The sequence below is a fragment of the Oscillospiraceae bacterium genome (assembly GCA_025758045.1).
Lineage (GTDB): Bacteria > Bacillota > Clostridia > Oscillospirales > Ruminococcaceae > Gemmiger.
The window spans coordinates 1,757,028-1,779,486 of sequence record CP107208.1; the positions used below are offsets into that span (position 1 = coordinate 1,757,028).

Annotated in this window: 22 protein-coding genes; 15 read left to right on the forward strand and 7 right to left on the reverse strand. The window is 58.7% G+C overall.

Annotation, left to right across the window (positions count from 1 at the left end):
• Positions 1–2: 2 nt before the first annotated feature.
• The 5 genes from rffA to OGM81_08285 are packed head-to-tail and all read left to right on the forward strand — an operon-like array spanning position 3 to position 5,681.
• Positions 3–1,133, forward strand: a complete 1,131-nt coding sequence (gene rffA, locus OGM81_08265) for a dTDP-4-amino-4,6-dideoxygalactose transaminase (GenBank protein ID UYJ42343.1) — start codon at positions 3–5, stop codon at positions 1,131–1,133.
• The gene (locus tag OGM81_08270) at positions 1,123–2,640 is read left to right on the forward strand and encodes a hypothetical protein (GenBank protein ID UYJ42344.1); all 1,518 of its coding nucleotides are present in this window, start codon (positions 1,123–1,125) and stop codon (positions 2,638–2,640) included. Before rffA ends, OGM81_08270 begins: the two co-directional genes overlap by 11 nt.
• 34 nt (positions 2,641–2,674) lie before the next feature.
• On the forward strand, positions 2,675–3,202 hold the full coding sequence (locus OGM81_08275; GenBank protein UYJ42345.1) for a GNAT family N-acetyltransferase: 528 nt from the start codon (positions 2,675–2,677) through the stop codon (positions 3,200–3,202).
• Positions 3,203–3,230: 28 nt separating this feature from the next.
• Positions 3,231–4,736, forward strand: a complete 1,506-nt coding sequence (locus OGM81_08280; protein UYJ42346.1) for a hypothetical protein — start codon at positions 3,231–3,233, stop codon at positions 4,734–4,736.
• A gap of 15 nt (positions 4,737–4,751) precedes the next feature.
• Positions 4,752–5,681 (forward strand): glycosyltransferase family 2 protein, encoded by a 930-nt coding sequence (locus tag OGM81_08285; GenBank protein UYJ42347.1) that lies wholly within the window; start codon positions 4,752–4,754, stop codon positions 5,679–5,681.
• Between the two features lie 69 nt (positions 5,682–5,750).
• Here OGM81_08285 and OGM81_08290 read toward each other — a convergent pair whose 3' ends face one another.
• Positions 5,751–5,945, reverse strand: coding sequence for a hypothetical protein (locus OGM81_08290; GenBank protein ID UYJ42348.1), 195 nt, complete (start codon positions 5,943–5,945; stop codon positions 5,751–5,753).
• A 2-nt stretch (positions 5,946–5,947) separates the two neighbouring features.
• Here OGM81_08290 and OGM81_08295 point away from each other — a divergent pair, with 2 nt between their 5' ends.
• From OGM81_08295 to OGM81_08305, 3 genes are read left to right on the forward strand one after another with little or no spacing between them, the layout of a single operon-like run.
• Positions 5,948–6,112, forward strand: a complete 165-nt coding sequence (locus OGM81_08295) for a hypothetical protein (GenBank protein UYJ42349.1) — start codon at positions 5,948–5,950, stop codon at positions 6,110–6,112.
• A gap of 33 nt (positions 6,113–6,145) precedes the next feature.
• Positions 6,146–6,508 (forward strand): EamA family transporter, encoded by a 363-nt coding sequence (locus OGM81_08300; protein ID UYJ42350.1) that lies wholly within the window; start codon positions 6,146–6,148, stop codon positions 6,506–6,508.
• The gene (locus OGM81_08305) at positions 6,505–6,852 is read left to right on the forward strand and encodes an EamA family transporter (protein ID UYJ42351.1); all 348 of its coding nucleotides are present in this window, start codon (positions 6,505–6,507) and stop codon (positions 6,850–6,852) included. The genes OGM81_08300 and OGM81_08305 overlap by 4 nt, the downstream gene beginning before the upstream one ends.
• Positions 6,853–6,944: 92 nt before the next feature.
• Here OGM81_08305 and OGM81_08310 read toward each other — a convergent pair whose 3' ends face one another.
• From OGM81_08310 to OGM81_08335, 6 genes are all read right to left on the reverse strand, one after another.
• On the reverse strand, positions 6,945–7,622 hold the full coding sequence (locus tag OGM81_08310) for a phosphatase PAP2 family protein (GenBank protein ID UYJ42352.1): 678 nt from the start codon (positions 7,620–7,622) through the stop codon (positions 6,945–6,947).
• Positions 7,623–8,016: 394 nt separating this feature from the next.
• Complete coding sequence (locus tag OGM81_08315; GenBank protein UYJ42353.1) at positions 8,017–9,663, reverse strand: CTP synthase; 1,647 nt, start codon at positions 9,661–9,663, stop codon at positions 8,017–8,019.
• Positions 9,664–9,808: 145 nt separating this feature from the next.
• Positions 9,809–10,333 (reverse strand): response regulator, encoded by a 525-nt coding sequence (locus OGM81_08320; protein UYJ42354.1) that lies wholly within the window; start codon positions 10,331–10,333, stop codon positions 9,809–9,811.
• A gap of 82 nt (positions 10,334–10,415) precedes the next feature.
• The gene (locus OGM81_08325; protein ID UYJ42355.1) at positions 10,416–10,760 is read right to left on the reverse strand and encodes an Hpt domain-containing protein; all 345 of its coding nucleotides are present in this window, start codon (positions 10,758–10,760) and stop codon (positions 10,416–10,418) included.
• A 37-nt stretch (positions 10,761–10,797) separates the two neighbouring features.
• Positions 10,798–13,200, reverse strand: coding sequence for a diguanylate cyclase (locus OGM81_08330; protein ID UYJ42356.1), 2,403 nt, complete (start codon positions 13,198–13,200; stop codon positions 10,798–10,800).
• A gap of 220 nt (positions 13,201–13,420) precedes the next feature.
• Positions 13,421–13,852 carry an RrF2 family transcriptional regulator gene (locus OGM81_08335; protein ID UYJ42357.1) on the reverse strand — a complete coding sequence of 144 codons (432 nt, stop codon included), beginning with the start codon at positions 13,850–13,852 and terminating at the stop codon, positions 13,421–13,423.
• A gap of 331 nt (positions 13,853–14,183) precedes the next feature.
• Here OGM81_08335 and cysK point away from each other — a divergent pair, with 331 nt between their 5' ends.
• The 7 genes from cysK (at position 14,184) to OGM81_08370 (ending at position 22,180) form a co-directional block, all read left to right on the forward strand.
• Complete coding sequence (gene cysK / locus OGM81_08340; GenBank protein UYJ42358.1) at positions 14,184–15,116, forward strand: cysteine synthase A; 933 nt, start codon at positions 14,184–14,186, stop codon at positions 15,114–15,116.
• A gap of 83 nt (positions 15,117–15,199) precedes the next feature.
• On the forward strand, positions 15,200–16,279 hold the full coding sequence (gene mnmA, locus OGM81_08345) for a tRNA 2-thiouridine(34) synthase MnmA (protein UYJ42359.1): 1,080 nt from the start codon (positions 15,200–15,202) through the stop codon (positions 16,277–16,279).
• A gap of 640 nt (positions 16,280–16,919) precedes the next feature.
• Complete coding sequence (locus OGM81_08350; protein ID UYJ42360.1) at positions 16,920–18,209, forward strand: O-acetylhomoserine aminocarboxypropyltransferase/cysteine synthase; 1,290 nt, start codon at positions 16,920–16,922, stop codon at positions 18,207–18,209.
• Between the two features lie 183 nt (positions 18,210–18,392).
• Entirely contained in the window at positions 18,393–19,220 is an 828-nt protein-coding gene (locus tag OGM81_08355; protein UYJ42361.1) for an RNA methyltransferase, read from the forward strand.
• Positions 19,221–19,368: 148 nt separating this feature from the next.
• Complete coding sequence (locus OGM81_08360; GenBank protein ID UYJ42362.1) at positions 19,369–20,736, forward strand: MFS transporter; 1,368 nt, start codon at positions 19,369–19,371, stop codon at positions 20,734–20,736.
• A 59-nt stretch (positions 20,737–20,795) separates the two neighbouring features.
• Entirely contained in the window at positions 20,796–21,713 is a 918-nt protein-coding gene (locus OGM81_08365) for a zinc dependent phospholipase C family protein (GenBank protein UYJ42363.1), read from the forward strand.
• Positions 21,710–22,180, forward strand: a complete 471-nt coding sequence (locus OGM81_08370; GenBank protein UYJ42364.1) for a peptidylprolyl isomerase — start codon at positions 21,710–21,712, stop codon at positions 22,178–22,180. The genes OGM81_08365 and OGM81_08370 overlap by 4 nt, the downstream gene beginning before the upstream one ends.
• The last annotated feature ends 279 nt before the right edge of the window (positions 22,181–22,459 follow it).

Consider the following 22,459-nt stretch of genomic DNA (forward strand, 5'->3'; position numbering starts at 1 on the left):
CCATGATCCCTTTTAATGTGCCCCCCTGCGTTGGGGATGAATTGGAGTATGTCAAACAGGCGATTGATGCCCATAAAATCTGCGGTGACGGTACGTTTACCAAGAAGTGCAATGCGTGGATTGAGGAACGCTTCCACGCCCAGAAGGTACTGCTGACCACCAGCGGCACCACCGCTCTGGATATGGCCATGCTGCTGTGCGATATTCACCCCGGTGACGAGGTCATCCTGCCCAGCTTCACCTTCTCCAGCACCGCCACCGCTGCCGTGCTGGCCGGGGCCAAGCTGGTGTTTGTGGATGTGCGTCCCGACACGATGAACATTGATGAAACCAAGATCGAAGCCGCCATCACCGACAAGACCAAGGTCATTGTGGCCATGCACTACGCCGGTGTCGCCTGCGAGATGGACACCATCATGGACATTGCCCGCCGCCACAACCTGATGGTGGTCGAGGATGCCGCCCAGGGCGTGATGAGCAGCTACAAGGGCAAGGCACTGGGTACCATTGGCGATTTTGGCTGCTACTCTTTCCACGAGACGAAAAACTACTCGATGGGCGAGGGTGGCGCTCTCGTCATCAACAACCCCGATTATAACGAGCGCGCCGAGATCCTGCGCGAAAAGGGCACCAACCGCGCCAAGTTCTTCCGCGGCCAGGTGGACAAGTACACCTGGGTGGATTTTGGTGACAGCTACCTGCCCAGCGAGTTGAACGCTGCCTACCTGTGGGCTCAGTTGCTGCATGCTGACGAGATCAACGAGAACCGCCTGACCAGCTGGCACCGCTACCGTGAGGCATTCCTGCCTTTGGCTGAAGCCGGCAAGATCGAGCTGCAGCATATCCCGGCTGAGTGTACCCACAACGCTCATATGTTCTATCTGAAGTGCAAGAATTTGGAAGAACGTACCGAGTTCATCCGCTTTTTGAAAGAGAACGATATTCTGGCGGTGTTCCACTACATCCCGCTGCACTCCGCCCCGGCGGGCGAGAAGTTCGGCCGCTTTGACGGCGAGGACGTCTACACCACCGCCGAGAGCGAGCGCCTGGTGCGCCTGCCCATGTACTACGGCCTGACCGAGGACGACCAGAACAAGGTCATCGCCAAAGTGCTGGAGTTCTATGAAAAGTAAGACCCTGCCCGCCTGGGCAAGGCTGGTCTGCACGGCGGCCGCCGCGCTGGTGTTTTTGCTGGTGTATGAGTGGGCTGTCTACGGCGTGCCGCTGGGCAGGATTTACCTGCCCGCCAGCGCGTGGAGCGACGAGGTCTACTACGCCAAGCAGCTTTCGGCGGTGGTGACCCACGGCGTACCGCAAGGGTACTTTGGTTTTAACGAGTCCCACGCCGAGATCGGCCGTTTTGCCGCCTGGGGGCCTGCGGTGTTCTACCTGTACGCCATCCCGGGGCTGATTTTCCGCGGACAGAACGCCTTTTTATATTGCAACCTGTTTTGGATGCTGGCGGGCTGGCTCTGCTTTGTGTGGGGTACCCGCCTGGACTGGAAGCGCCAGTTGTTGTTCGGCGTCGGCATCGCCGCGCTGAACGCCCCGGTGCGGTATGTATTCTCCGCTATGCAGGAGCCGCTGCACTACGCGCTGGTGCTGGCCGTGCTGGGCCTGGCCGTAGGCATCCGCCGCGGGTGCAGGCATGCGGGCGCGGTCTGGGCGGCGCTGTTTGCGCTGTGCGCTGCCGCCACGCTGGTGCGGCCCTATAACGCTGTGCTGTGGCTGTTCCCGCTGGTACTGGCCTGGCCCCGCCGTAAGGCGGTGGGCGGCACGGTGGTCGGGGCGGCTGCTTCCGCCGCCGGTACGCTGGTGCTGATGAAAAAGTTCTATGCACCGTACCTTTTTGCCAATGTGGATCTGGGCGCTGTGGAGGAACTGCTCCACGGTCACTTCTGGGCCGCCGCCCGCAGCGTTTACTATAAGCTGTTGGGTGCGTGGCAGCAATTGGGGCAGGAGATCGCCGACGGCACCCGCGTGGGCAGTTGCTATCTGCTGCTGTTTGCGTTGCTGCTGGTCACGCTGGCCTGTGTGATTTGGAACGCTGCGCATAAGCAGCCGGTGTTCTGGAAAGTATGTGCACTGGTGGTCACGCTGGTGGTGTTTTTGGCGCTGATGCTGATGTACCGCCCTGGCGAGGCCTCCCGCCATACCATCGTGTATGATCTGCTGCTGTTGGCGGCGCTTGTGGCCGAGCAGCCGCCCCTGACCGCCGCTGCGGCCCCGGTGCTGCTGGCGGTGCTTAGCGTGGCGGGCATCCGCATGACCACGGCAAGAGGGGACAGCGATACCTCCACCTTTACGATGCCTGTGTATAATGCAGGATTATCGCAGGAAGTTGCCGACCTGCAAACGGCGCTGACCGAGAGCCAGGCCCGCCTGACAAGCGACGACCCGTGGGACCATGTGTGCGCCTACGCCCTGGGCGGCGGCAGCCACTTTGGCATGCTGTACGCTGTGCCCGATGGCATGGGCCTGCAATTTGATGAAGACACGTATCTTCTGGACCCTGCCAACGAAATTCATTCCCGTTATGTCATGGCAAATACCGACAGCGACGTGGCCCAATATCTGGAAGAAAACGGCTGGGCCCTGCTGTACGAGGGCGCGTCTGCTGCTGTGTACGAGTGCGGCTAACCGCCGGATCTTAGAAAACGCGAAAGGAACCTGTATGGAAAAGCTTCCCATCCTGACCGGTGAAAAGGTTGTCTTGCGGCCCATCACCGATGCCGACACCGACAACATCGTGCGCTGGCGCAACATCCCCTCGGTGCGCGATAACTTTATCTTCCGCCAGACCTTTACCCCTGAAATGCACCGCAACTGGCTGAAAACCAAGGTTGCCACCGGCGAGGTCGTGCAGTACATCGTCGTGGATAAGGCCGCCGATACGGCGGTGGGGTCGGTGTACTACCGGGATGTGGACCATACTTTTAACAGTGCCGAGTACGGCATCTTCATCGGCGAGGAGAGCGCCCGCGGTAAGGGCTTTGGAACCGAGACTGCCCGCCTGTTCACCGATTTCGGCTTCACAGCGCTGCACTTGCACCGCATCAGTCTGCGCGTGCTTGCCGAGAACACCCCTGCCCGCCGCAGCTACGCCGCCGCCGGCTTTGTGGAGGAAGGCACCTTCCGTGACATGGTCCGTCTGGACGGCGTCTACCGCGACGTGGTCTTTATGGCAAAAATTGCACAATAACGTATAAAAGCAGACGGAGAATACCTGTATGGATAAGTTGAAACGACTGCTGAAAAAGACGCCCCCGGTGCCCCTTGGCATCGCGGGCGCGTTGCTGTTTCTGCTGCTGTTTTACACGCTGGCGTTCCGCACCCCGTTGTGGCAGGTGTGGATGCCGCCCAATATCGATAACGACGAAGTGATCTACAACCGCCAGGTGGTCAGTGTTATTGCCCACGGCGGCCCGCTGGGCTACTTTGGCTATAACGAGGGCACCGCCGACATCGGCCGCTACGGTGCCTGGGGTCCGGTGCTTATCTGGGTCTACGGCCTGGCCGGACGCCTGTTCGGCGCCAGCGTTAACACGATGTTCTGGTGCAATGTGCTGTTTCTGGCATTGGGCGTGGTGGTGTTTACGATCGCCGCGCGGCTGAACATTGGTCAGCAGATTTTGTGCTACGGCGGCTTGGTCTGCCTGTGGATGCCGCTGGCGGGCAGCTTTTGCGGCTCGTCCGAAGCGCTGCATTATATGCTTGCACTGGTCATTGCCGGTTCCACGGCGGCCTTGCTGCGGGGCGGCTCCCATTGGTGGCTGGTGCCCGCGGCACTGGCCTGCGGGCTGGAGACCATCTTCCGCCCCTACGCGCTTTTGTTCTGGGCGTTCCCGCTGGTGGCTGTCTGGGCCGATAAAAAGCGGCGCAATTTCTGCCTGGGCGAGGCAATCTTCAGCTTTTGTGTTGCCCTTTTCTCTATGACGAAACTTTCCGCCTCCTATTTCAGCGGCGGCGGTATGGATTTCGGCGGTCTGGAACTGCTGGCCCACGGCAAAATTGGCGAAGCCATCGTGTATGAGATGAACCATGCCGCCAAAGAATTAGTAACCGTTGGTCAGGATATTCCGCGTACCTTTGTGGAAAAGACATACTTCGGCCGCGGCTGCATTATCTTTTTGATGATTTTGGCGGTAACACTGGTCTGCTTTGTGCTGGACCGCCGTGCCCACCGCCCCAGCCCACTGAAAGCCTGCGCCCTGGGCTGCACCGGCATTATTGCGCTGGTGCTGGTGTTCCTGTATAACATCGCGCCCCGCCACCTGATGCTGCTGTCCATCCTGCTGCTGGCGTCGGTGGTGGTCGAGGATGCCGCCCGCAGCCTTGTCTGGCTGCCGGTGCTGGCGGTCGTGCTGCTGCCCATCAACGCCGAGCGCAGCACCCTGTCCACCTATTTTGACGAGATGGGCAGCCAGATCACGGCCGTGGAGACTGCCCTGCAGGAGCGCATGGACGCCCGCGCCAGCGCCGATCCCTGGGACAACACCCTGGCTTACGCTTACGCGGACGATGTGTTCCACGGCTACCTGTACGCTCTTCCCGCAGGTATGGGCATTGAGTTCGATATGAACACCTACATCGCCGACCCGGAGGAGACAATCTACTCCCGCTATGCCATGGTCAACCATGGTACCGACGCCGAGGCCCGTCTGCTGGCGGACGGCTGGCAGGAGGTCATCTCCACCGAGGACCTGATCGTGTATGAACGGCCCGATACGCAATAAAAGGACGAAAATAACATGCAGAAAATTTCTTTTGTGATCCCGTGCTACCGCTCGGAGCATACGCTGGCGGCAGTGCATGAGGAACTGACGGCGACGATGCAGACTTTGCCCCAGTATGACTACGAGGTCGTGCTGATCAACGACTGCTCGCCCGATGACACCATCGGCACCATCCGCAGGCTGGTGGCGGCAGACGCCCATGTACAGGGCGTGGATCTGGCGAAAAACTTCGGCCAGCACGCCGCGTTGATGGCTGGTTTCCACCAGTGTACCGGCGATATTATCGTCTGTCTGGACGATGACGGCCAGACCCCCGCCAATGAGGTGGGCAAGCTGCTGGACAAGATCAACGAAGGTTACGACGTCGTTTACGCCAGCTACGATAACAAGCGCCAGGCAGGCTGGCGCAATCTGGGCAGCTGGGTCAACAGCAAAATGACTGAGGTCATGTTGGGCAAGCCGCCGGAGCTGGTGGTCAACAGCTACTTTGCCGCCCGGCGGTTCATCGTGGACGAAATGCTGCGGTACGAGCATTGCTACCCCTACGTCATCGGCCTGGTGCTGCGCTCCACCAAGCGCATTGCCAATGTGTCGGTGCATCACCGCGCACGGGAGGAGGGACGCTCCGGCTACACCATCAGCAAGCTGCTGAATCTTTGGATGAACGGTTTTACGTCCTTTTCTGTCAAGCCGCTGCGCCTGGCCACCTACGCAGGCACGGTGTTTGCGGGCTTTGGTTTTTTGTATCTGATCTACATCATCATCGACCACTTCGTCCGCGGCGCCGCCCCCATGGGCTGGGCGTCCACCACGGCGCTGCTGCTGTTGTTGGGCGGCATGATCCTGCTGGTGCTGGGCCTGATCGGCGAGTACGTCGGCCGCATCTACATGTGTGCCAACGCCGCCCCGCAGTATGTGGCAAGGGAGTATATCAAGCATGAGTGAGCCAACAACTGCCAGAAAATATTACGTAGGGCTGGATTTTTGAAGGCTTTTGCCGCAATCTTCATCGTGCTACACCATTACCAGCAGTACACCGGCACCTACTAGGAGGACTCCTTCAACTTTTTTCCGCTGATGGATTCCCAGCTGCATGTGGGCTACTTGACGATTCTGTATTTCATGATCTCCGGCTTTTTTGCCGAGAGCCAGGAATTGCGCGAGGATGCCAGAGGTCAGTTTAAATCCCTGCCGGGTAAGTTCTGGCATAAATGCCTGCGCATCTACCCGGTGGCGATCGTGGCCTGCGGGCGGCGGTGTTCGTGGTCGTTGTGGAGCTACTGGCCATCCCGTTGTATCTGTTTGTGGAAAAGCCGCTGGCTAAGTACATGAAAAAATATGAGTGGCAAAATCTGCGTCCTGTGGATCCGCTGTGATGCCATATCCGATAAAAAGTAAGGAGGGCTACCATGCGCAACAGCGCTAAATGGTTCCTGTTGCTGCACTTGATTTTGGGGGTGTATGCCAGCAGCAGCGTGTGCAGCAAATTGGCGGCGCAGCAGCCGTTTTTGAGCGTGGGATTTATCCTGCTGTACGGCGGCATGCTGGCGGCGCTGGTGGTGTATGCCTTTGGCTGGCAGCAGGTCATCAAGCACCTGCCGCTGACCACCGCCTACGCCAATAAGGCCATCACCGTGGTGTGGGGGATCCTGCTGGGCTTTTTGCTGTTTGGGGAAAGCATCACCCTGCGCCAGTTTATCGGTGCAGCGGTTATTATTGTGGGCATCGTGCTGTTTGTGCGGGCCGACAACGAAGGGGAGGGCGGCCAATGAACCAGGCACAGCTGCCCTACGTGGTACTTTATCTGCTCAGCACCTTTTTGGCGTCGGTGTCTCAGGTGCTGCTGAAAAAAGCCGCCCTGCGGGAGCATAAGTCCCTGCTGGCAGAGTACACCGATTGGCGCGTGGTCCTGGGCTACGGCCTGTTTGTGGGCTGCTCGCTGCTGACGATGCTGGCCTACAAGGGCGTGCCGCTGAACGTCGGCCCCGTGCTGGAGGCCACCGGCTATATTTATGTGACCTTCTTTGGCGTGGTGATCTTCCATGAGAAGATGAACCCTAAAAAGATCGGCGCGCTGGTGCTGATTATTCTGGGCATTTTGATTTATGCATTATAGCGCAAAAAATAAAAGTCTGCACGGCGTTAAAACCGTGCAGACTTTTATCTTTATAAGCGGCCTCCTCTGTGAGAGGGAGGCTCAAGAAGTAGTTACAACCATTCGGGCTGGCGTTCACGGCGGTTGCGGCGGCTGGGCTGAGGATTGCGCTGCACCTCGGTGGCAATGGCATCCAGGGCAAAAGCCAGCAGCATGCCAAACACCACATCAATGACGCTGTGCTGTTTCAACAACATGGTGGAAAGTGCGATGGACACGCACAGCACGGCGGCTGCGGGGCGCATCCAACGCAGGCGCGGGGCATCGAAGCAGCGGGTGCGGTAGTAAGCCAGCATCAGCGTGACCGAGTTGAACACATGAATCGACGGGCAGACGTTCATCGGCGTATCGGTGCGATACAGCGACTGCACCGCTTTGGCAAAGATGTCATTGCCGGGTACGTAACGGGGGCGCAGGGCCAGGCCGTTGGGTACGATAGCGTAAAACAGGAGCGCCATCGTCATGCCGGCAAACAGCGGCAGACATAACCGCCAGAAGTCCGACCGTTCCCCTTTATACAGGATGAAAAAGAGGGTAAACGGGATCCACGGAAACCACAGCGAATAGGGGATGATCGCGTACTTGCAGAACGGGATCAGATCATCCAGCCGACAGTGAACCCACAGATCGGGGGTCTGGATCGTGCGCTCCAGCAGGGCGAAGAAGGTTAAGTAAAACAATGCGTACAGCCCCATAAAGTAGATGGGGTGACGCGCACACCAGTTGCGCATAGAAAACTCCTTTGGAACACCGCAGGGCAAAGGCCTTTCCGCGGATTCTATGATATAGCATTATACGCCGGGAAACCCGGCGAAAACAAGACAAAAACACACCAAGAAACTCTCGACATTCGCAGGGGAATTTGTGTGGTTTTTCGCTTGCTTTACAGGGCAGTATTTCAGAAGCTTCTATAGTTATAAACGACGGATGTGTCAGAATTGTTGCAGGAAGAGGGAAATTTTTTTAAATTTTTTGCGGGAAATGAAAAGGCCCCCTTGTGTAAAGGGGGCAGAATGCCGTTTGTGCGGCCCCCTCTGGGTGGGGGGCTCCCCTTCTGGCACTTCGTGCTATCTCCCCCCGTGCCGGAGGAGTCTGTCTCGCAGAGGGAGGCGTTAAAGGTTGTGCTTATTCCCCAATCGAAGCCGGATGGTCGGTGGGGGTATGCTCGTTCTGGTACTTCAGGGAAGCGGCAATGAAACCCTTGAACAGCGGGTGAGCGCGGTTCGGGCGGCTCTTGAACTCGGGGTGGAACTGGGCGCCCAGGTGGAAGTCCCGGCCCGGAATCTCCACAGCTTCTACCAGGCGGCCGTCGGGGCTGGTGCCGGCAATGACCAGGCCCTTCTCCTCGAACTCGGCGCGGAACTCGTTGTTGAATTCATAGCGGTGGCGGTGGCGCTCGTCGATCTCCAGCGTGCCGTAGCACTCGGCCATCTTGGTGCCGGGGGTGATGGTGCAAGGGTACTTGCCCAGGCGCATCGTGCCGCCCTTGGTTTCCACGCCCTGCTGGTCCGGCATCAGGTCAATTACATTGTGCTGGCCCTCGGGGGCAAACTCGCTGGAGTTGGCATCGGCGTAGCCCAGCACGTTGCGGGCGTACTCCATCACCATGATCTGCATGCCCAGGCAGATGCCAAAGTAGGGCATACGGTTCTCACGGGCGTACTGGGCGGCCTGGATCATACCCTCGATGCCGCGGTCACCGAAGCCGCCGGGCACGATGATGCCGTCCACATCGGCAAATTCTTCGGCGCAGCGGTCCTGGTCCACCAGAGTCTCGCTGTCCACCCACTTGATCTCGACCTTGCTCTCGTTCTCGAAACCGGCGTGGTACAGGCTCTCCATCACGCTCAGGTAGGCATCGTGCAGCTTAACGTACTTGCCCACCAGGGCAACCTTGCAGTTGCGGCTGCGGGTGGCAATGCGGCTGATCAGTTCCTTCCACTCGGTCAGGTCTGTGGGCGGGGTCTGCAGGTGCAGCTGGCGGGCCACCACATTGGTCAGGCCGGCGGCCTCCAGCATCAGCGGGCATTCGTACAGGCTGGGCATGGTCAGGTTCTCAATAACGCAGTCCGGGCGGACATTGCAGAACATGCTGATCTTGCGCTTGATGTCGCTGCCAACAGGGCCGTCGGCACGCAGCACGATGACGTTGGGGGCGATACCCATGCCCTGCAGCTCCTTGCAGGAGTGCTGAGCCGGCTTGGACTTGTACTCGTCGGAACCGGAAATATAGGGAACCAGCACCACGTGGATGTAGCAGCAGTTCTCGGGACCCTGCTCAATGCCCACCTGGCGGATGGCCTCCAGGAAGGGCTGGCTCTCGATGTCGCCGGTGGTGCCGCCGATCTCGGTGATGACAACGTCGGCCTCGGTGCTCTTGGCCAGGTTGTAGATGTAGCTCTTGATCTCGTTGGTAATGTGGGGGATGATCTGGACAGTCTGGCCCAGGTAGGCACCCTGGCGCTCTTTGTTCAGCACATTCCAGTAGACCTTGCCGGTAGTCAGGTTGGAGTATTTGTTCAGGTTTTCATCGGTAAAACGCTCGTAATGGCCCAGGTCCAGGTCGGTCTCGGTGCCGTCGTCAGTCACAAAGACCTCGCCGTGCTGCAGCGGGCTCATCGTGCCGGGATCCACGTTGATATACGGATCCAGCTTCTGGCTTGCCACTTTCAGGCCGCGGGTCTTCAGCAGGCGGCCCAGGCTGGCGGCGGTAATGCCCTTGCCCAACCCGGAAACGACGCCGCCGGTAACAAAAATATACTTCGTTGCCATGATACATCCTCCCTCTACACATAAAGACAATGCCGCACAATCCTTAGCGCCGAGACGGCGGGAATTGTGCGGCGCTGATTACAACAATAATCAACTTATTATACGCTTGTCAGATGCCGGATTGCAATAGGAAAGCGCCAACTTTTTAATTTCCTAATTTTGTAAAGTCTGCGCTCTCCAGCAGGGCGGTGTAGCGCCGCACCTGGCGGCAGATCTCCGCCGCCAATACCTGCATATCCAGCGGTTTGCCTACGTGGGAGTTCATGCCCGCTTCCAGGCAGGCTTTCACGTCGTCGGCAAAAACGTTGGCGGTCATGGCGATAATGGGGATGCCGCTCTCCGGCGGGCAATGCTCGAAGGCGCGGATGGCGCGGGTGGCCTCCAGGCCGTTCATCTCGGGCATCATCACGTCCATTAGCACGGCGTCAAAGGTGCCCTGGGGCGCGTTCTGGAACAACTCCACAGCCTCGCGGCCGTTCTCGGCGGTGGTGATGGCGGCACCCTGTTCTTCCAGCAGGGTCACGGCGATCTCCCGGTTCAGCTCGTTGTCCTCGGCCATCAGCAGGTGCAGGCCAAGGGCAGGGGAGAGGAACAGGCCGCCCAGCAGCAACAGCGCCGCCGCCAGGGCCAGGACCAGGTGCAGAAGGCAGGGACGTTCTGCGGCATTCATCGTGGCAACACTCCTGACAGAGAGGAATGGCCCCCTCTGGGAGGGAGGCTCCCGCGAAGCGACAGAGGAGCCTTATAGGTGCTTACAGTTCTTGGATCGCTGCCAACACCTGGGCATGGGCCTCCTCTACGGGAGGCCACAGGGCAGGGTCGGTCAGGGGCTTGGAGCCGCGCACAGCCTCGCACAGGGCCGAGGATACCTGATACAGATGCTCCATCCCCAAATTCTGGGCCACGCCCTTCAGCGTGTGGGAAGCCCGGAACGCGGTCTCCCAATCCTGGGCGGCCAGGGCGTCTTTCAGCTGGCCAAAGCTGGGGTCGTTGGGGTACTTCAGCACAAACTTGCGCACGAGGGCTTCGCTGGGGATGCGGCGGAGAGTGTCATCGTAATTGCCGCCAATGCGGGTGTAAAATTCCTGCAGGGTCATGATCGTGAATACTCCTTTTAAACTTCCTTATTCTACATCAAAATCCCGTTGTGGGGGGGGGTAAAATAGACACGGACACGTGGTTTCTCTCGTGCTTGGCGTCGTACATTTTCAGGTCGGCACGGTGGATGGCATCGGCCAGCGGGTGGGCACCGTACACGCCGCCAATGCTGACGGTGGGCTTGAAGTTCGGGCAGCCCGGCACGGTGATGCTCTCCATCCGGCGGCGAATCTCCTCCAGGCGGGAAGCAAAAATGTCCGAGGGGATGCTGGGGAAGAACAGCAAAAACTCGTCCCCGCCGTAGCGGATGAGGATGTCGCTGCTCCGGATGCAGTCGATAATGCCGCGCACGATCAGACGCAGCGTTTCGTCGCCGGCCTGGTGGCCGTAGGTGTCGTTGACGGCCTTAAAATTGTCCACGTCGATCATCGCTACGCCCTCGGCATTGGCGAAAGCCTCGCTCTGCTCGGTGTAATAGCGGCGGTTGTAGGCGTTGGTCAGGGGGTCGCGGTAGAGGGCCTGGCTGTAGGCGCTCATGTTATCGCTCAGCAGGTTGCGGCCGTCCACGGTCAGCAGCGGGTTTTCTTTCAGCTTATTTACCAGTTCCAGTACGCAGGGGGTGCCGTCCACCTCAATATACTTGGAAAGCACCTGATAGGCCTTGCCGTCGTTGAACTCCAGCTTGGAGATCTGGTTATGCTGGGTAAAGGCGCGGAAGGACGAACAGTTGCTGCAGGGCAGGTTCTTGTTCCACACCGCATGGCAGGGGTGATTGGTGGGTTTTAACTTGCCGGCTTCATCAAAAGTCCATACAGTATTCTTTTTCACATCCACCAGGCGCACTACGTCAAAGATCTGTTCCATGCCGCGCATCATGGCCTGTACGCCCTCGGTGGTGACCAGGTTGACATTCTCGCCCTTGTCCGGCAGCTCTGTGCTCTGCACAGGGTGACATTCACCCACTGCGCCGAGATAGACCGGGTTGGTATCGTCCAACCAGATGGCCCGGGCGTAAACGCGGAACCAGCGGTACTTGCCGTCCATCGGCAGCTGGGCGCGCATTTTTACCTCGGGATTCTGCGGGGTGGTGGCATGCAACAGTTTTTGCAGCTTGCGCATATCATCCTGCGAGAAGAAATACTGCGAGGTCGCCTCGGTCAGCTGTTGGGTCTGGGGGCCATGCAGATGCCGCGCCGCGTAGTCCGAAAGGGTCAGCACATTGGTGGCGGCGCTGTAGTCGAACTGCACCGAGTGGGTGTGGTGGAGGAAGAAATCCGTCTTGATGGAGGATGCCGACAGCGCACGGCTGGTGTTGTCCTGCTCGGGCAGGTTGCTGTTGTGCAGCACCTTGGCGGAGATCTGCTGGGCTTCGGCCAGGTAGTCGTGGTCCACCGCGCCGCTGTGCAGTTTGCTGCGCAGATCCTCGCTGATCTCCACCAGGCACTCCATCAGCAGGGGATTGAAGGCGCCGCACTCGCCGTTTAAGATCATGTGCAGCGCGGTATCATGGTCAAAGGCTTTTTTATAGCAGCGCTCGCTGGTCAGGGCGTCGTAGACGTCGGCCAGCGCTACGGCCTGGGCACCGATGGGGATGTCGTCGCCCTTCAGCCCGTTGGGGTAGCCGCGGCCGTCGTAGCGCTCGTGGTGCCAGTGGCAGATCTGACGCGCGGTTTTGACCAGCGGCGCGTCCTGCTCGAACGGCAGCTCGTGCAAAATCTTATCACCGATGGTGGTGTGGGTCTTCATGATCTCGAACTCTTCCTGCGTGAGCTTGCCGGGCTTGTTCAGGATGGTTTCTGGGATGTTGATCTTGCCGATGTCGTGCAGGGCGGACGCCATGGTGATGAGGCTGATCTCCGTCTCGGTCAGCGGGTACTTGTCGGTCATCGTGATGAGCTTGCGCAGGATCATCTCGGTGAAGGTGCGGATGTGCAGCACGTGCATGCCGCTCTCGCCATTGCGGAACTCGACAATATGGCTGAGGATGGTAATCATCAGCGAGTTGGATTTTTCGTTTTCGTAGATCTGGTCGGCCACCAGCTGCATCAGGCGCTTCTGCTTGCCGTACAGCATCAGGGTGTTGACCACACGGCGGTGCACCACCGCCATATCAAAGGGGCGGCTGATATAGTCGGTCGCGCCCAGATTGTAGGCGCGCTCTACGAAAGAGGTGGCGTTTTCGGCCGAGATCATGATGACCGGCAGTTCGTCGATCCAGTGATATTGATTCATGGCAGTCAGCACATCGAAGCCGTCTTTTACCGGCATCATGATGTCCAGCAGCAGCAGATCAATGCCGCTGTTTTTCTCGATCATTTCGATGGCCTGCTGTCCGTTTTCTGCTTCCAGGATCTCGTATTCCTCGCCCAGCATTTCGGTAAGGATGGCGCGGTTCATCTCTGAATCGTCAGCTATTAAGATCCGTTGTTTATCGCTCATTCAGTACCCCAGTTTCTTTTGCGGTAAATTTAACAGTTTTATACCTTATTATAGTATACGATGTGACAAAAAAGCAATAGAAACCGGTAAATAAAAGTCGAAAACTGTCAAATGAGACAAAAAAAGGGGGATTGGATGCCGATAAAAAAGGCCCCCTCTGGGAGGGGGTTCCCGCGAAGCGGGTGGGGGGAGGCTGTCTCGTAGAGGGAGCCTTTCCATATCAAATAACGTAATCGTTCCCCACCTGATCCGTGTCCATCAGGTCGGCCAGGGTGATGCCGTCGAAAAAGTCCTGGATCATCGTGTTCAGCTTGCGCCACATGGGCAGGGTGCGGCAGTCCGCCATGCGGGGGCAGTCCACATGCTCCTGCTCCAGGCAGGCCACAGGGGCCAGGCTGCCCTCGGTAATGCGCAGGATGGCGCCCACGGTGTAATCCTCGGGCGCACGGGTCAGCCGATAACCGCCGGACTTGCCCCGCAGGCCGGTGAGGTAACGCTCCTTCACCAGCCCTTTTACGATGGCCTCCAGATATTTTTCCGAGATGTCCTGCCGATAGGCGATCTCTTTTAAGGGGATATAGCCATCGCGCTGGCTCTCGGCAATATCGACCATGACCCGCAGCGCATAACGGCCCTTCGTTGAAATCATCATGTGTGGTACTCCTTTGTTCTATATTCCTATTATACAGGTCGGTAAATGGGAATGCAACAGGGGCGGGCAAAATATTTCTGCAAAAATTCCCTCAAACCCTATTGACAAATAGGGAATTATGCGGTACAATCCAATCAACCTACAAGTGAGGTATGAATATATGAAAACGAATTCCATGTTTCGATGTTGATAGCAGCCGTTTAGCCATAGGCCCCCCTCTGTCGCTTCGCGACATCTCCCCGCACTGTGGGGAGTCACCCTCGCAGAGGGAGCCTTTATGAACATACAATAACATAAACAATTACCTTATATAAATTAGGAGGACACCACCATGAGCAAAATCTACACTTCCGCTGACCAGCTGATCGGCCATACCCCGCTGCTGGAACTCACTCATATCGAGGCTGCCGAGGGCCTGCAGGCCAAGATCCTGGCTAAGCTGGAGTACTTCAACCCGGCCGGCTCTGTCAAGGACCGTATCGCCAAGGCCATGATCGATGACGCCGAGGCCAAGGGCGTCCTCAAGCCCGGCTCTGTCATCATCGAGCCTACCTCCGGCAACACCGGCATCGGCCTGGCCTCCGTGGCTGCTGCCCGCGGTTACCGCATCATCATCGTCATGCCCGAGACCATGAGCGTGGAGCGCCGCCAGCTGATGAAGGCCTATGGCGCTGAGCTGGTTCTGACCGACGGCGCCAAGGGCATGAAGGGTGCCATCGCCAAGGCTGACGAGCTGGCTAAGGAGATCCCCAACGCCTTTGTGCCCGGCCAGTTCGTCAATCCGGCCAACCCCGCCGCCCACAAGGCAACCACCGGCCCCGAGATCTGGGAGGACACCGACGGTAAGGTCGACATCTTCGTTGCCGGTGTCGGCACCGGCGGCACCGTGACTGGTGTCGGCGACTATCTCAAGAGCCAGAACCCCAACGTCAAGGTTGTGGCTGTTGAGCCTGCCACCTCTCCTGTGCTGAGCAAGGGTGTTGCCGGTGCCCACAAGATCCAGGGCATCGGCGCTGGCTTTGTGCCCGACGTGCTGGACACCAGGATCTACGACGAGGTCATCCCCGTTGCCAACGAGGACGCTTTCACCACCGGCAAGCTGGTCGGCCACAAGGAGGGCGTCCTGGTGGGCATCTCCTCCGGCGCTGCTGTCTGGGCTGCCATCGAGCTGGCCAAGCGCCCCGAGAACGCCGGCAAGATCATCGTGGCCCTGCTGCCCGATACCGGCGACCGCTACCTGTCCACCCCGTTGTTTGCAGACTGATTGCATCTAACTGAATAATTTGCTATAATGCAAGGGGCAGACCCATGTCTGCCCCTTTTTTGCATGATTTAGGAGGGTTCCCTATGGAAAATACACCCGGCGCGCTGATCGCCATGAGCGGCGGCGTGGACAGCTCTGTTGCTGCCTACCTGATGAAGCAGGCGGGCTACCGCTGCATGGGCGCTACCATGCGCCTGTACCAGAATGAGGACCTGGGCCAATGCGGCTTCCACACCTGCTGCTCAGCCAAAGATGTGGAGGACGCCGCCGACGTGGCTTTCCAGCTGGATATTCCCTTTGAGGTCATCAACTACACCGATGAATTTCGCGAGAAGGTCATCAAAAAGTTCATAGCTACGTATGAAGCGGGCGGAACGCCCAACCCCTGCATCGATTGCAACCGCTACATGAAGTTTGATAAAATGCTGGCCTTCGCCCGGGAGCACGGCCTGGATTATGTCGTTACCGGCCACTATGCCCGCATCGAGCAGGACCCCGACACCGGCCGCTGGCTGCTGAAAAAGGCGCTGTACGGTGAAAAAGACCAAAGTTACGTGCTGTATGTCCTCACCCAGGACGAGCTGGCCCACACCAGGTTTCCCTTAGGCGGCATGGACAAGCCCAGCATCCGTGTGCTGGCCGAGAAGGCCGGCTTCTGCAACGCCCACAAGCACGACAGCCAGGACATCTGCTTTGTGCCGGACGGTGATTATGTCGGTTTTATGGAACGATACACCGGCAAATTTTACCCGGACGGCGATTTTATCGATACCACCGGCAAGGTGGTGGGCCGCCACCACGGCGCCGTGCGCTACACCAACGGCCAGCGCAAGGGCCTGGGGTTGGCTCTGGGTGCGCCGGTTTACGTCTGCGATAAGGACATGGAGAAAAACACCGTCACTGTCGGCCCCGAGAGCGAACTGTTCACCACCACGCTGGTAGCCGGGGACTTCAACTGGATCTCTATCCCCGAGCTGACCGCCCCCATGCGTGTAAAGGCCAAGGCCCGCTACCGCCAGCCCGAGCAGCCCGCCACCGTGCGCCCGCTGCCGGACGGCAAGGTGGAAGTGGAATTCGATGAGCCGCAGCGCGCCATCACCCGCGGCCAGGCCGTGGTGCTGTACGATGGCGACGTAGTAGTCGGCGGCGGCACGATTTTGTGAATATAAATAGGTATCGCAGGGAGGGGGCAAGTCCCCTCCTTTTTGCGTGGCAGATTCAACAGAGGCCGGAGCTTTAACACACCCCCGCCCCACCTCTGAGTTAACGTTAGTTGTTAAATGAGCCGTGAAAGCCCCCTTCCGGCACTGCCATTTTTTGCGTAAAAATCCTATTTTCCTATTGACAAGGCGGTTTATCCATGATATGATACAAACAACCTACAAATCACATAGGTTTGTTCTTGCGAGAACCCTGTATGTGCTTACAAAAAGGAGGTGCAAAGCGTATGACTACTGTGTTCGGCAGCCTGCTGCGGCAGAATTTCCGTTGTGGACGAATGTGCGGCTCCCGGGCAGAACTGGCCTGGTGCGGGGCGCGCAGCGCTTTGCATTGCCGGTAAAACGGTGTTGGACTGTTTTTTCTGCCCGGGAGCTATATCTATAGCCTTCGGGCATTTTTATTTGCCCGGTTGCCGCATTGGCCCCCTCTGGGAGAGGGTGGGGGAGAGAGCCTACGATTTAGTAGCAGTTAAAGAAAATGTCTCTCCCTCCGGCCCTTCGGGTCACCTCCCTCGCAGAGGGAGGCTTTCACAGCACGAAACAATCATCACAAATAAAAAATAACAGAAATGAGGATTTTATCATGAGCGAGCGTAAATACCATTTTGAGACCCTGCAGCTGCATGTTGGCCAGGAGCAGGCTGACCCCGTCACCGATTCCCGCGCCGTGCCTATTTACCAGACCACTTCCTACGTGTTCCATAACGCCCAGCACGCCGCTGACCGCTTCGACCTGAAGGACGCCGGCAACATTTACGGCCGTCTGACCAACACCACCGAGGATGTGTTCGAGAAGCGCATCGCAGCCCTTGAGGGCGGCGTGGCTGCCCTGGCGGTGGCTTCCGGTGCTGCCGCCATCAACTACACCATCCAGGCCCTGGCCCAGAACGGCGGTCACATCGTCGCCCAGAAGACCATCTACGGCGGTACCTCCAACCTGTTGGAGCACACCCTGCCCGCTTTCGGCGTGACCACCACCTTTGTGGATGCCCACAATCTGGCCGAGGTCGAGGGCGCAATTCAGGACAACACCCGCGCCATCTATCTGGAGACGCTGGGCAACCCCAACTCTGACATTCCCGACATTGACGCCATTGCCGAGATTGCCCACAAGCACGGCCTGCCCCTGGTCATCGACAACACCTTCGGCACCCCGTACCTGATCCGCCCCATTGAGCACGGCGCTGACATTGTTGTTCACTCCGCCACCAAGTTCATCGGCGGCCACGGCACCACCCTGGGCGGCATCATCGTCGATTCCGGCAAGTTCGACTGGAAGGCCAGCGGCAAGTTCCCTGCTTTCTCCGAGCCGAACCCCAGCTATCACGGCGTCAGCTTCGTGGACGCTGCCGGCCCCGCCGCCTTTGTTACCTACGTCCGCGCCATCATCCTGCGTGACACCGGCGCCTGCATCAGTCCGTTCAACGCCTGGCTGCTGCTGCAGGGTACCGAGACCCTGTCTCTGCGTCTGGATCGCCACAACGAGAACACCAAGAAGGTCGTGGAGTTCCTGAACCATCACCCGAAGGTGGCCCACGTCAATCATCCCAGCCTGCCGGACCATCCCGACCACGCCCTGTACGAGAAGTACTTCCCCAACGGCGGTGCGTCCATCTTCACCTTCGACATCAAGGGCGGCCAGAAGGAAGCCTTTGAGTTCATCGACCACCTGAAGATCTTCTCGCTGCTGGCCAATGTCGCTGACGTGAAGAGCCTGGTCATCCACCCGGCCACCACCACCCACGCCCAGCTGTCCCCCGAGGAGCTGGAGGATGTGGGCATCCACGAGAACACCATCCGCCTGTCCATCGGCACCGAGCATATCGACGACATCCTCGCCGATCTGGACCAGGCTTTGAACGCGGTTGAGTAATTTGTAAACAGTTTTTAGAGGGAATAGGGATTTAATAGCCGCCGCACCCGGTACGCCAAGTCCGGGTGCGGCGGTGTTTTTGTGGGTTGCGTTTGGGGCGGGTTTGCGGTATTATTTGTTTAAAAGTTTCTTCGGTTCCTTCTTTTCAAAGAAGGAATAAAACCCCCGTAAAGGAGCCTTCCCATGCCCACCATCATCGAAATCACCGACCTCTCCGCGCCGGAGCTGGCCGTGTATACCAAACTGACCGAGGCGCAGCTGCGCAACAAGCTGGAACCGGAAAAGGGCATCTTCATCGCCGAAAGCCCCAAGGTCATCGGCACCGCGCTGGACGCGGGCTGTGTGCCGCTTTCCTTTTTAATGGAGCGCCCCCACATCGAAGGTTCGGCCGCCGCCGTGCTGGCCCGCTGCCCCGATACCCCCGTGTACACCGCCCCCCGCGAGACCCTGCAAACGCTGACTGGCTACGCCCTGACCCGGGGGGTGCTGTGCGCCATGCGCCGCCCGAAACAGCATACCGTCGAGGAATTGTGCCAGACCGCCCGCCGCGTGGCTGTGCTGGAAGGCATCGTTGACTCCACCAACATTGGGGCTATCTTCCGCAGTGCCGCTGCACTGGGCATGGACGCCGTGCTTCTCTCGCCCTCCTGCTGCGACCCGCTCTGCCGCCGTGCGGTGCGGGTCAGCATGGGCACGGTATTCCAGGTGCCCTGGGCACGGCTGGGGGAGAAAAACACCGAATGGCCCGCGGCCGGTATGGACCGCCTGCACAAACTGGGCTTTAAGACCGCCGCCATGGCGCTGGACGACCGCGCCGTCAGCGTGGAGGACCCGGTTTTGCAGGCCGAGGACAAGCTGGCCATCGTGCTGGGCACCGAGGGCGACGGTCTGGCCGCCAACACGATCGCCCGGTGCGATTACACCGTTATGATCCCCATGCAGCACGGCGTGGACAGCCTAAACGTAGCCGCCGCCAGCGCCGTGGCCTTCTGGCAGCTGCGTGCCAAATAGTATACAACCTGCCACAAAAAAATGACAAAAGTTTTACACCCCGCTGACCAAAACCCTGGCGGGGTGTGTTGTTTTTGGGGCGGGTACATGGTACAATATTTATACACGTAACGAAAATGCGTGCAATAACCAGCAGGGGGAACCTACCATGGGCTTCTTGAAAAAATTTACCAAGCAGGAGATCAGCTGGATGATGTACGACTGGGCCAACAGCGCCCACTCGGTCATCGTCGTTACCATCCTGCCCATCTTCTTTGACTCGGTGGCCAGCTGCACGGCGGACAGCGTTTCCAGTATGTCCATCTGGGGCTATGCCACCAGCATTGCCATGGCCATCGTCGCCCTGGCCGCGCCGTTTTTGGGCGTGTTTGGCGACATCCGCGGCATGCGCAAAAAGCTGTTTACTGCCTTTTTACTGCTGGGCGTTGTCTCGGTGGCAGGCCTGGCCTTTACGCCGCTGATGGACTTTACCTCCTCCACCGCTGTCGCCGGTAAGGTGGCCATGCTGGTGCTGGTGCTGTACATTTTAAGCACCATCGGCTTTGACGCCTCCTGCATTTATTACGACGCCTTTTTGACTGACGTTACCACCGAGGACCGCATGGATTCCGTCTCCACGCTTGGCTACGGCCTGGGCTACATCGGCGGCTCCACCATCCCGCTGCTGATCTTCCTCATCATGAACGCTGTCGGCGTGCCGATGCTGACGAGTTTGGCCATCATCTTTGCCATCACCGCCGTATGGTGGCTGGTGTTCAGCCTGCCGTTGCTGAAAAACTGCGAGCAGACCACCGGCAAACCCTACGAGAAGGGCGACATCGGCGCCAGCATCAAAAACGTGTTCACCACCATGAAGGAGATCGGCGCGGATAAGCCCATGCTGGTGTACATACTTTCGTACTTTTTCTACATCGACGGCGTGCATACCATCATCAGCATGTCCACCAGCTACGGCACCAACCTGGGGCTGGATTCCGCCGGTATGCTGCTGGCTCTGCTGCTGGTGCAGGTGTTGGGCCTGCCCTTCTGCCTGCTGTACATGAAGTTGGCCGCCAAGTTCGGCGCGCGCACCATGGTGGGCGTGGGTATCTGCGTGTACATGTTTATCTGCATCTTTGCGTACTTTATGAACAGCTTGTGGCAGTTCTGGATGCTGGCCGTGCTTTGCGCCACCAGCCAGGGCGGCATCCAGGCACTTTCCCGCTCGATGTTCGGCAAGCTCATCCCGGACAAGGCCCGCAGCGGTGAGTTCTTCGGTTTCTTTGATATTTTCGGTAAGTTTTCCTCCATCCTCGGCCCCACACTGGTGGGTGTCGTCAGCGCCTTTGCTGCCAGCAAAATGATGGCCGCCCAGGGCTTGACCGCCGTGACCGCCACGGCTGAGCAGGTAGACGCCATCAACAAGGCTGCCGGCCCCTACGGCATTTTGTCGGTCATCCTCATCATCATCGCGGGTGCGGTGCTCTACTTTGCCGTGCTGCCCCGCACCCTGAAAGGCGACCAGCGCAAGATTTGACAAAGCGCGCCTGAAAGCTTACAATAGTTTGCATGCTGAACAACAGGAAGTGAACCATCATGCCGGAAGGCTATACCCATGTGCGCACGGCGCAAAAGGCCGCGGCGGCCATCCATTATAAGGTGCAGTGCCCCGCTGCCTTTGCGGCGGGCGCCAACGGGCCGGACAGTTTCTTTTGCTATGAGGTGTGGAAAAAGCGCGCCAAGCGCCACTTTGACCTGCCCACCCTGGGCAACCGCATGCACGAGGAAAAGACCGGCGAATTTCTGCGCTGCCTGTGCCGCCACGTAAAAAGCCGCCCCCAGGTGGAGTATGCCCTGGGCTTTTTAAGCCACTACGCCGCCGACACGGTGGTGCATCCCTTCGTGTACGCCATGTGCCAGCCCGGCCAGCCCTACGCGGGCCCCGGAGGGCACGGCTACCTGGAGATCGCGCTGGACTCCGCCCTGCACGAGGAGGACACCGGCAGTGCGCTGGTGCCCGTCAACGATGTCAGCCCCCTGCCCACCGGTGAGGAACTGGCCGACATTACGGCGCTGCTGCACACATGCCTGCTGGAAGTCTACGGTGTGGATGTCTCGGTGGAGTACCTGGCCGATGCGTTCTACCACACCAAGGTGCTGCGCGGGCTGTTCCCCACAAAAAATCCGCTGAAGCGCGGGTTCTTCTGGCTGGTGGAGCCGCTCTTCGGCGGGCGCGGGTTCATAACGGGGCATATCTCGCCCCGCAAGCTGGCCCCCGACATGCCGGACGCCTGGACCGACCCCTTTACCGGCACCGAGCATACCGGCGGCGTGTTTGCCCTGCTGCCCAAGGCCGAGCGCCGCAGCGAGGAGTTTATGGGCGCAGCCCTGCTGCTTTGGCTGGACAAGTACACCGAAGCCGAATTTGCTGAGAAAATCGGCAGTATGAGTTATACCGAGGGTTGCGTGACACCCGCCAGCGACCCCGCCAACGAAAAGGAGACAACAACATGATCCGTATCACGATGCAGAACGGCAAGACCATCGACATTGAGCTGGACCCCAAGGCAGCTCCCATCACCTGCGAAAACTTTGAGAAGCTGGTCAAGCAGGGCTTTTACAACGGCCTGACCTTCCACCGCGTCATCCCCGGCTTTATGATCCAGGGCGGCTGCCCCGAGGGCACCGGCATGGGCGGCCCAGGCTGGCACATCAAGGGTGAGTTCCTGCAGAACGGCGTCGTCAACCCCATTAAACATACCCGCGGCGTCATCAGCATGGCCCGCGCTATGGACCCGAACTCCGCCGGCAGCCAGTTCTTCATCATGCACCAGGATGCACCCCACCTGGACGGCGGCTACGCTGCCTTCGGCCACGTGGTCTCCGGCATGGACGTCGTCGACGAGATCGCCGCCGTTTCCACCGACTGGAACGACAAACCCCGCACGCCGGTCGTGATGGAGAAAGTGGAGATTATCTAATTGTTTAATTGTTACTTTTCTTGAAAGAAAAGTAACCAAAAGAACTTTTAATGTAATAGACCCACGAACGGGTTGCACGGTATAAAGGCTCCCTTGTGTAAAGGGAGCTGTCAGCCGATAGGCCTTTGGGAAAGTTACCACAAAATCATGCCCGCCTGGTAGGGGACAACGCCCCGCCCCGGCGGGCTTTTACTTTATAGTTGAAATCTTTGCCGAAATCGGTTATACTATTTTGTAATAATTGAAATTGTGGGGGAATCCACCTTCTGGACGACCCTT

Excerpts from the sequence above, each read along its gene's own strand:
- rffA (UYJ42343.1), top strand. The coding sequence starts at position 3 with ATGATCCCTTTTAATGTGCCCCCCTGCGTTGGGGATGAATTGGAGTAT.
- OGM81_08270 (UYJ42344.1), top strand. The coding sequence starts at position 1,123 with ATGAAAAGTAAGACCCTGCCCGCCTGGGCAAGGCTGGTCTGCACGGCG.
- OGM81_08275 (UYJ42345.1), top strand. The coding sequence starts at position 2,675 with ATGGAAAAGCTTCCCATCCTGACCGGTGAAAAGGTTGTCTTGCGGCCC.
- OGM81_08280 (UYJ42346.1), top strand. The coding sequence starts at position 3,231 with ATGGATAAGTTGAAACGACTGCTGAAAAAGACGCCCCCGGTGCCCCTT.
- OGM81_08285 (UYJ42347.1), top strand. The coding sequence starts at position 4,752 with ATGCAGAAAATTTCTTTTGTGATCCCGTGCTACCGCTCGGAGCATACG.
- OGM81_08290 (UYJ42348.1), bottom strand. The coding sequence starts at position 5,945 with ATGCCAGAACTTACCCGGCAGGGATTTAAACTGACCTCTGGCATCCTC.
- OGM81_08295 (UYJ42349.1), top strand. The coding sequence starts at position 5,948 with ATGCCTGCGCATCTACCCGGTGGCGATCGTGGCCTGCGGGCGGCGGTG.
- OGM81_08300 (UYJ42350.1), top strand. The coding sequence starts at position 6,146 with ATGCGCAACAGCGCTAAATGGTTCCTGTTGCTGCACTTGATTTTGGGG.
- OGM81_08305 (UYJ42351.1), top strand. The coding sequence starts at position 6,505 with ATGAACCAGGCACAGCTGCCCTACGTGGTACTTTATCTGCTCAGCACC.
- OGM81_08310 (UYJ42352.1), bottom strand. The coding sequence starts at position 7,622 with ATGCGCAACTGGTGTGCGCGTCACCCCATCTACTTTATGGGGCTGTAC.
- OGM81_08315 (UYJ42353.1), bottom strand. The coding sequence starts at position 9,663 with ATGGCAACGAAGTATATTTTTGTTACCGGCGGCGTCGTTTCCGGGTTG.
- OGM81_08320 (UYJ42354.1), bottom strand. The coding sequence starts at position 10,333 with ATGAATGCCGCAGAACGTCCCTGCCTTCTGCACCTGGTCCTGGCCCTG.
- OGM81_08325 (UYJ42355.1), bottom strand. The coding sequence starts at position 10,760 with ATGACCCTGCAGGAATTTTACACCCGCATTGGCGGCAATTACGATGAC.
- OGM81_08330 (UYJ42356.1), bottom strand. The coding sequence starts at position 13,200 with ATGAGCGATAAACAACGGATCTTAATAGCTGACGATTCAGAGATGAAC.
- OGM81_08335 (UYJ42357.1), bottom strand. The coding sequence starts at position 13,852 with ATGATGATTTCAACGAAGGGCCGTTATGCGCTGCGGGTCATGGTCGAT.
- cysK (UYJ42358.1), top strand. The coding sequence starts at position 14,184 with ATGAGCAAAATCTACACTTCCGCTGACCAGCTGATCGGCCATACCCCG.
- mnmA (UYJ42359.1), top strand. The coding sequence starts at position 15,200 with ATGGAAAATACACCCGGCGCGCTGATCGCCATGAGCGGCGGCGTGGAC.
- OGM81_08350 (UYJ42360.1), top strand. The coding sequence starts at position 16,920 with ATGAGCGAGCGTAAATACCATTTTGAGACCCTGCAGCTGCATGTTGGC.
- OGM81_08355 (UYJ42361.1), top strand. The coding sequence starts at position 18,393 with ATGCCCACCATCATCGAAATCACCGACCTCTCCGCGCCGGAGCTGGCC.
- OGM81_08360 (UYJ42362.1), top strand. The coding sequence starts at position 19,369 with ATGGGCTTCTTGAAAAAATTTACCAAGCAGGAGATCAGCTGGATGATG.
- OGM81_08365 (UYJ42363.1), top strand. The coding sequence starts at position 20,796 with ATGCCGGAAGGCTATACCCATGTGCGCACGGCGCAAAAGGCCGCGGCG.
- OGM81_08370 (UYJ42364.1), top strand. The coding sequence starts at position 21,710 with ATGATCCGTATCACGATGCAGAACGGCAAGACCATCGACATTGAGCTG.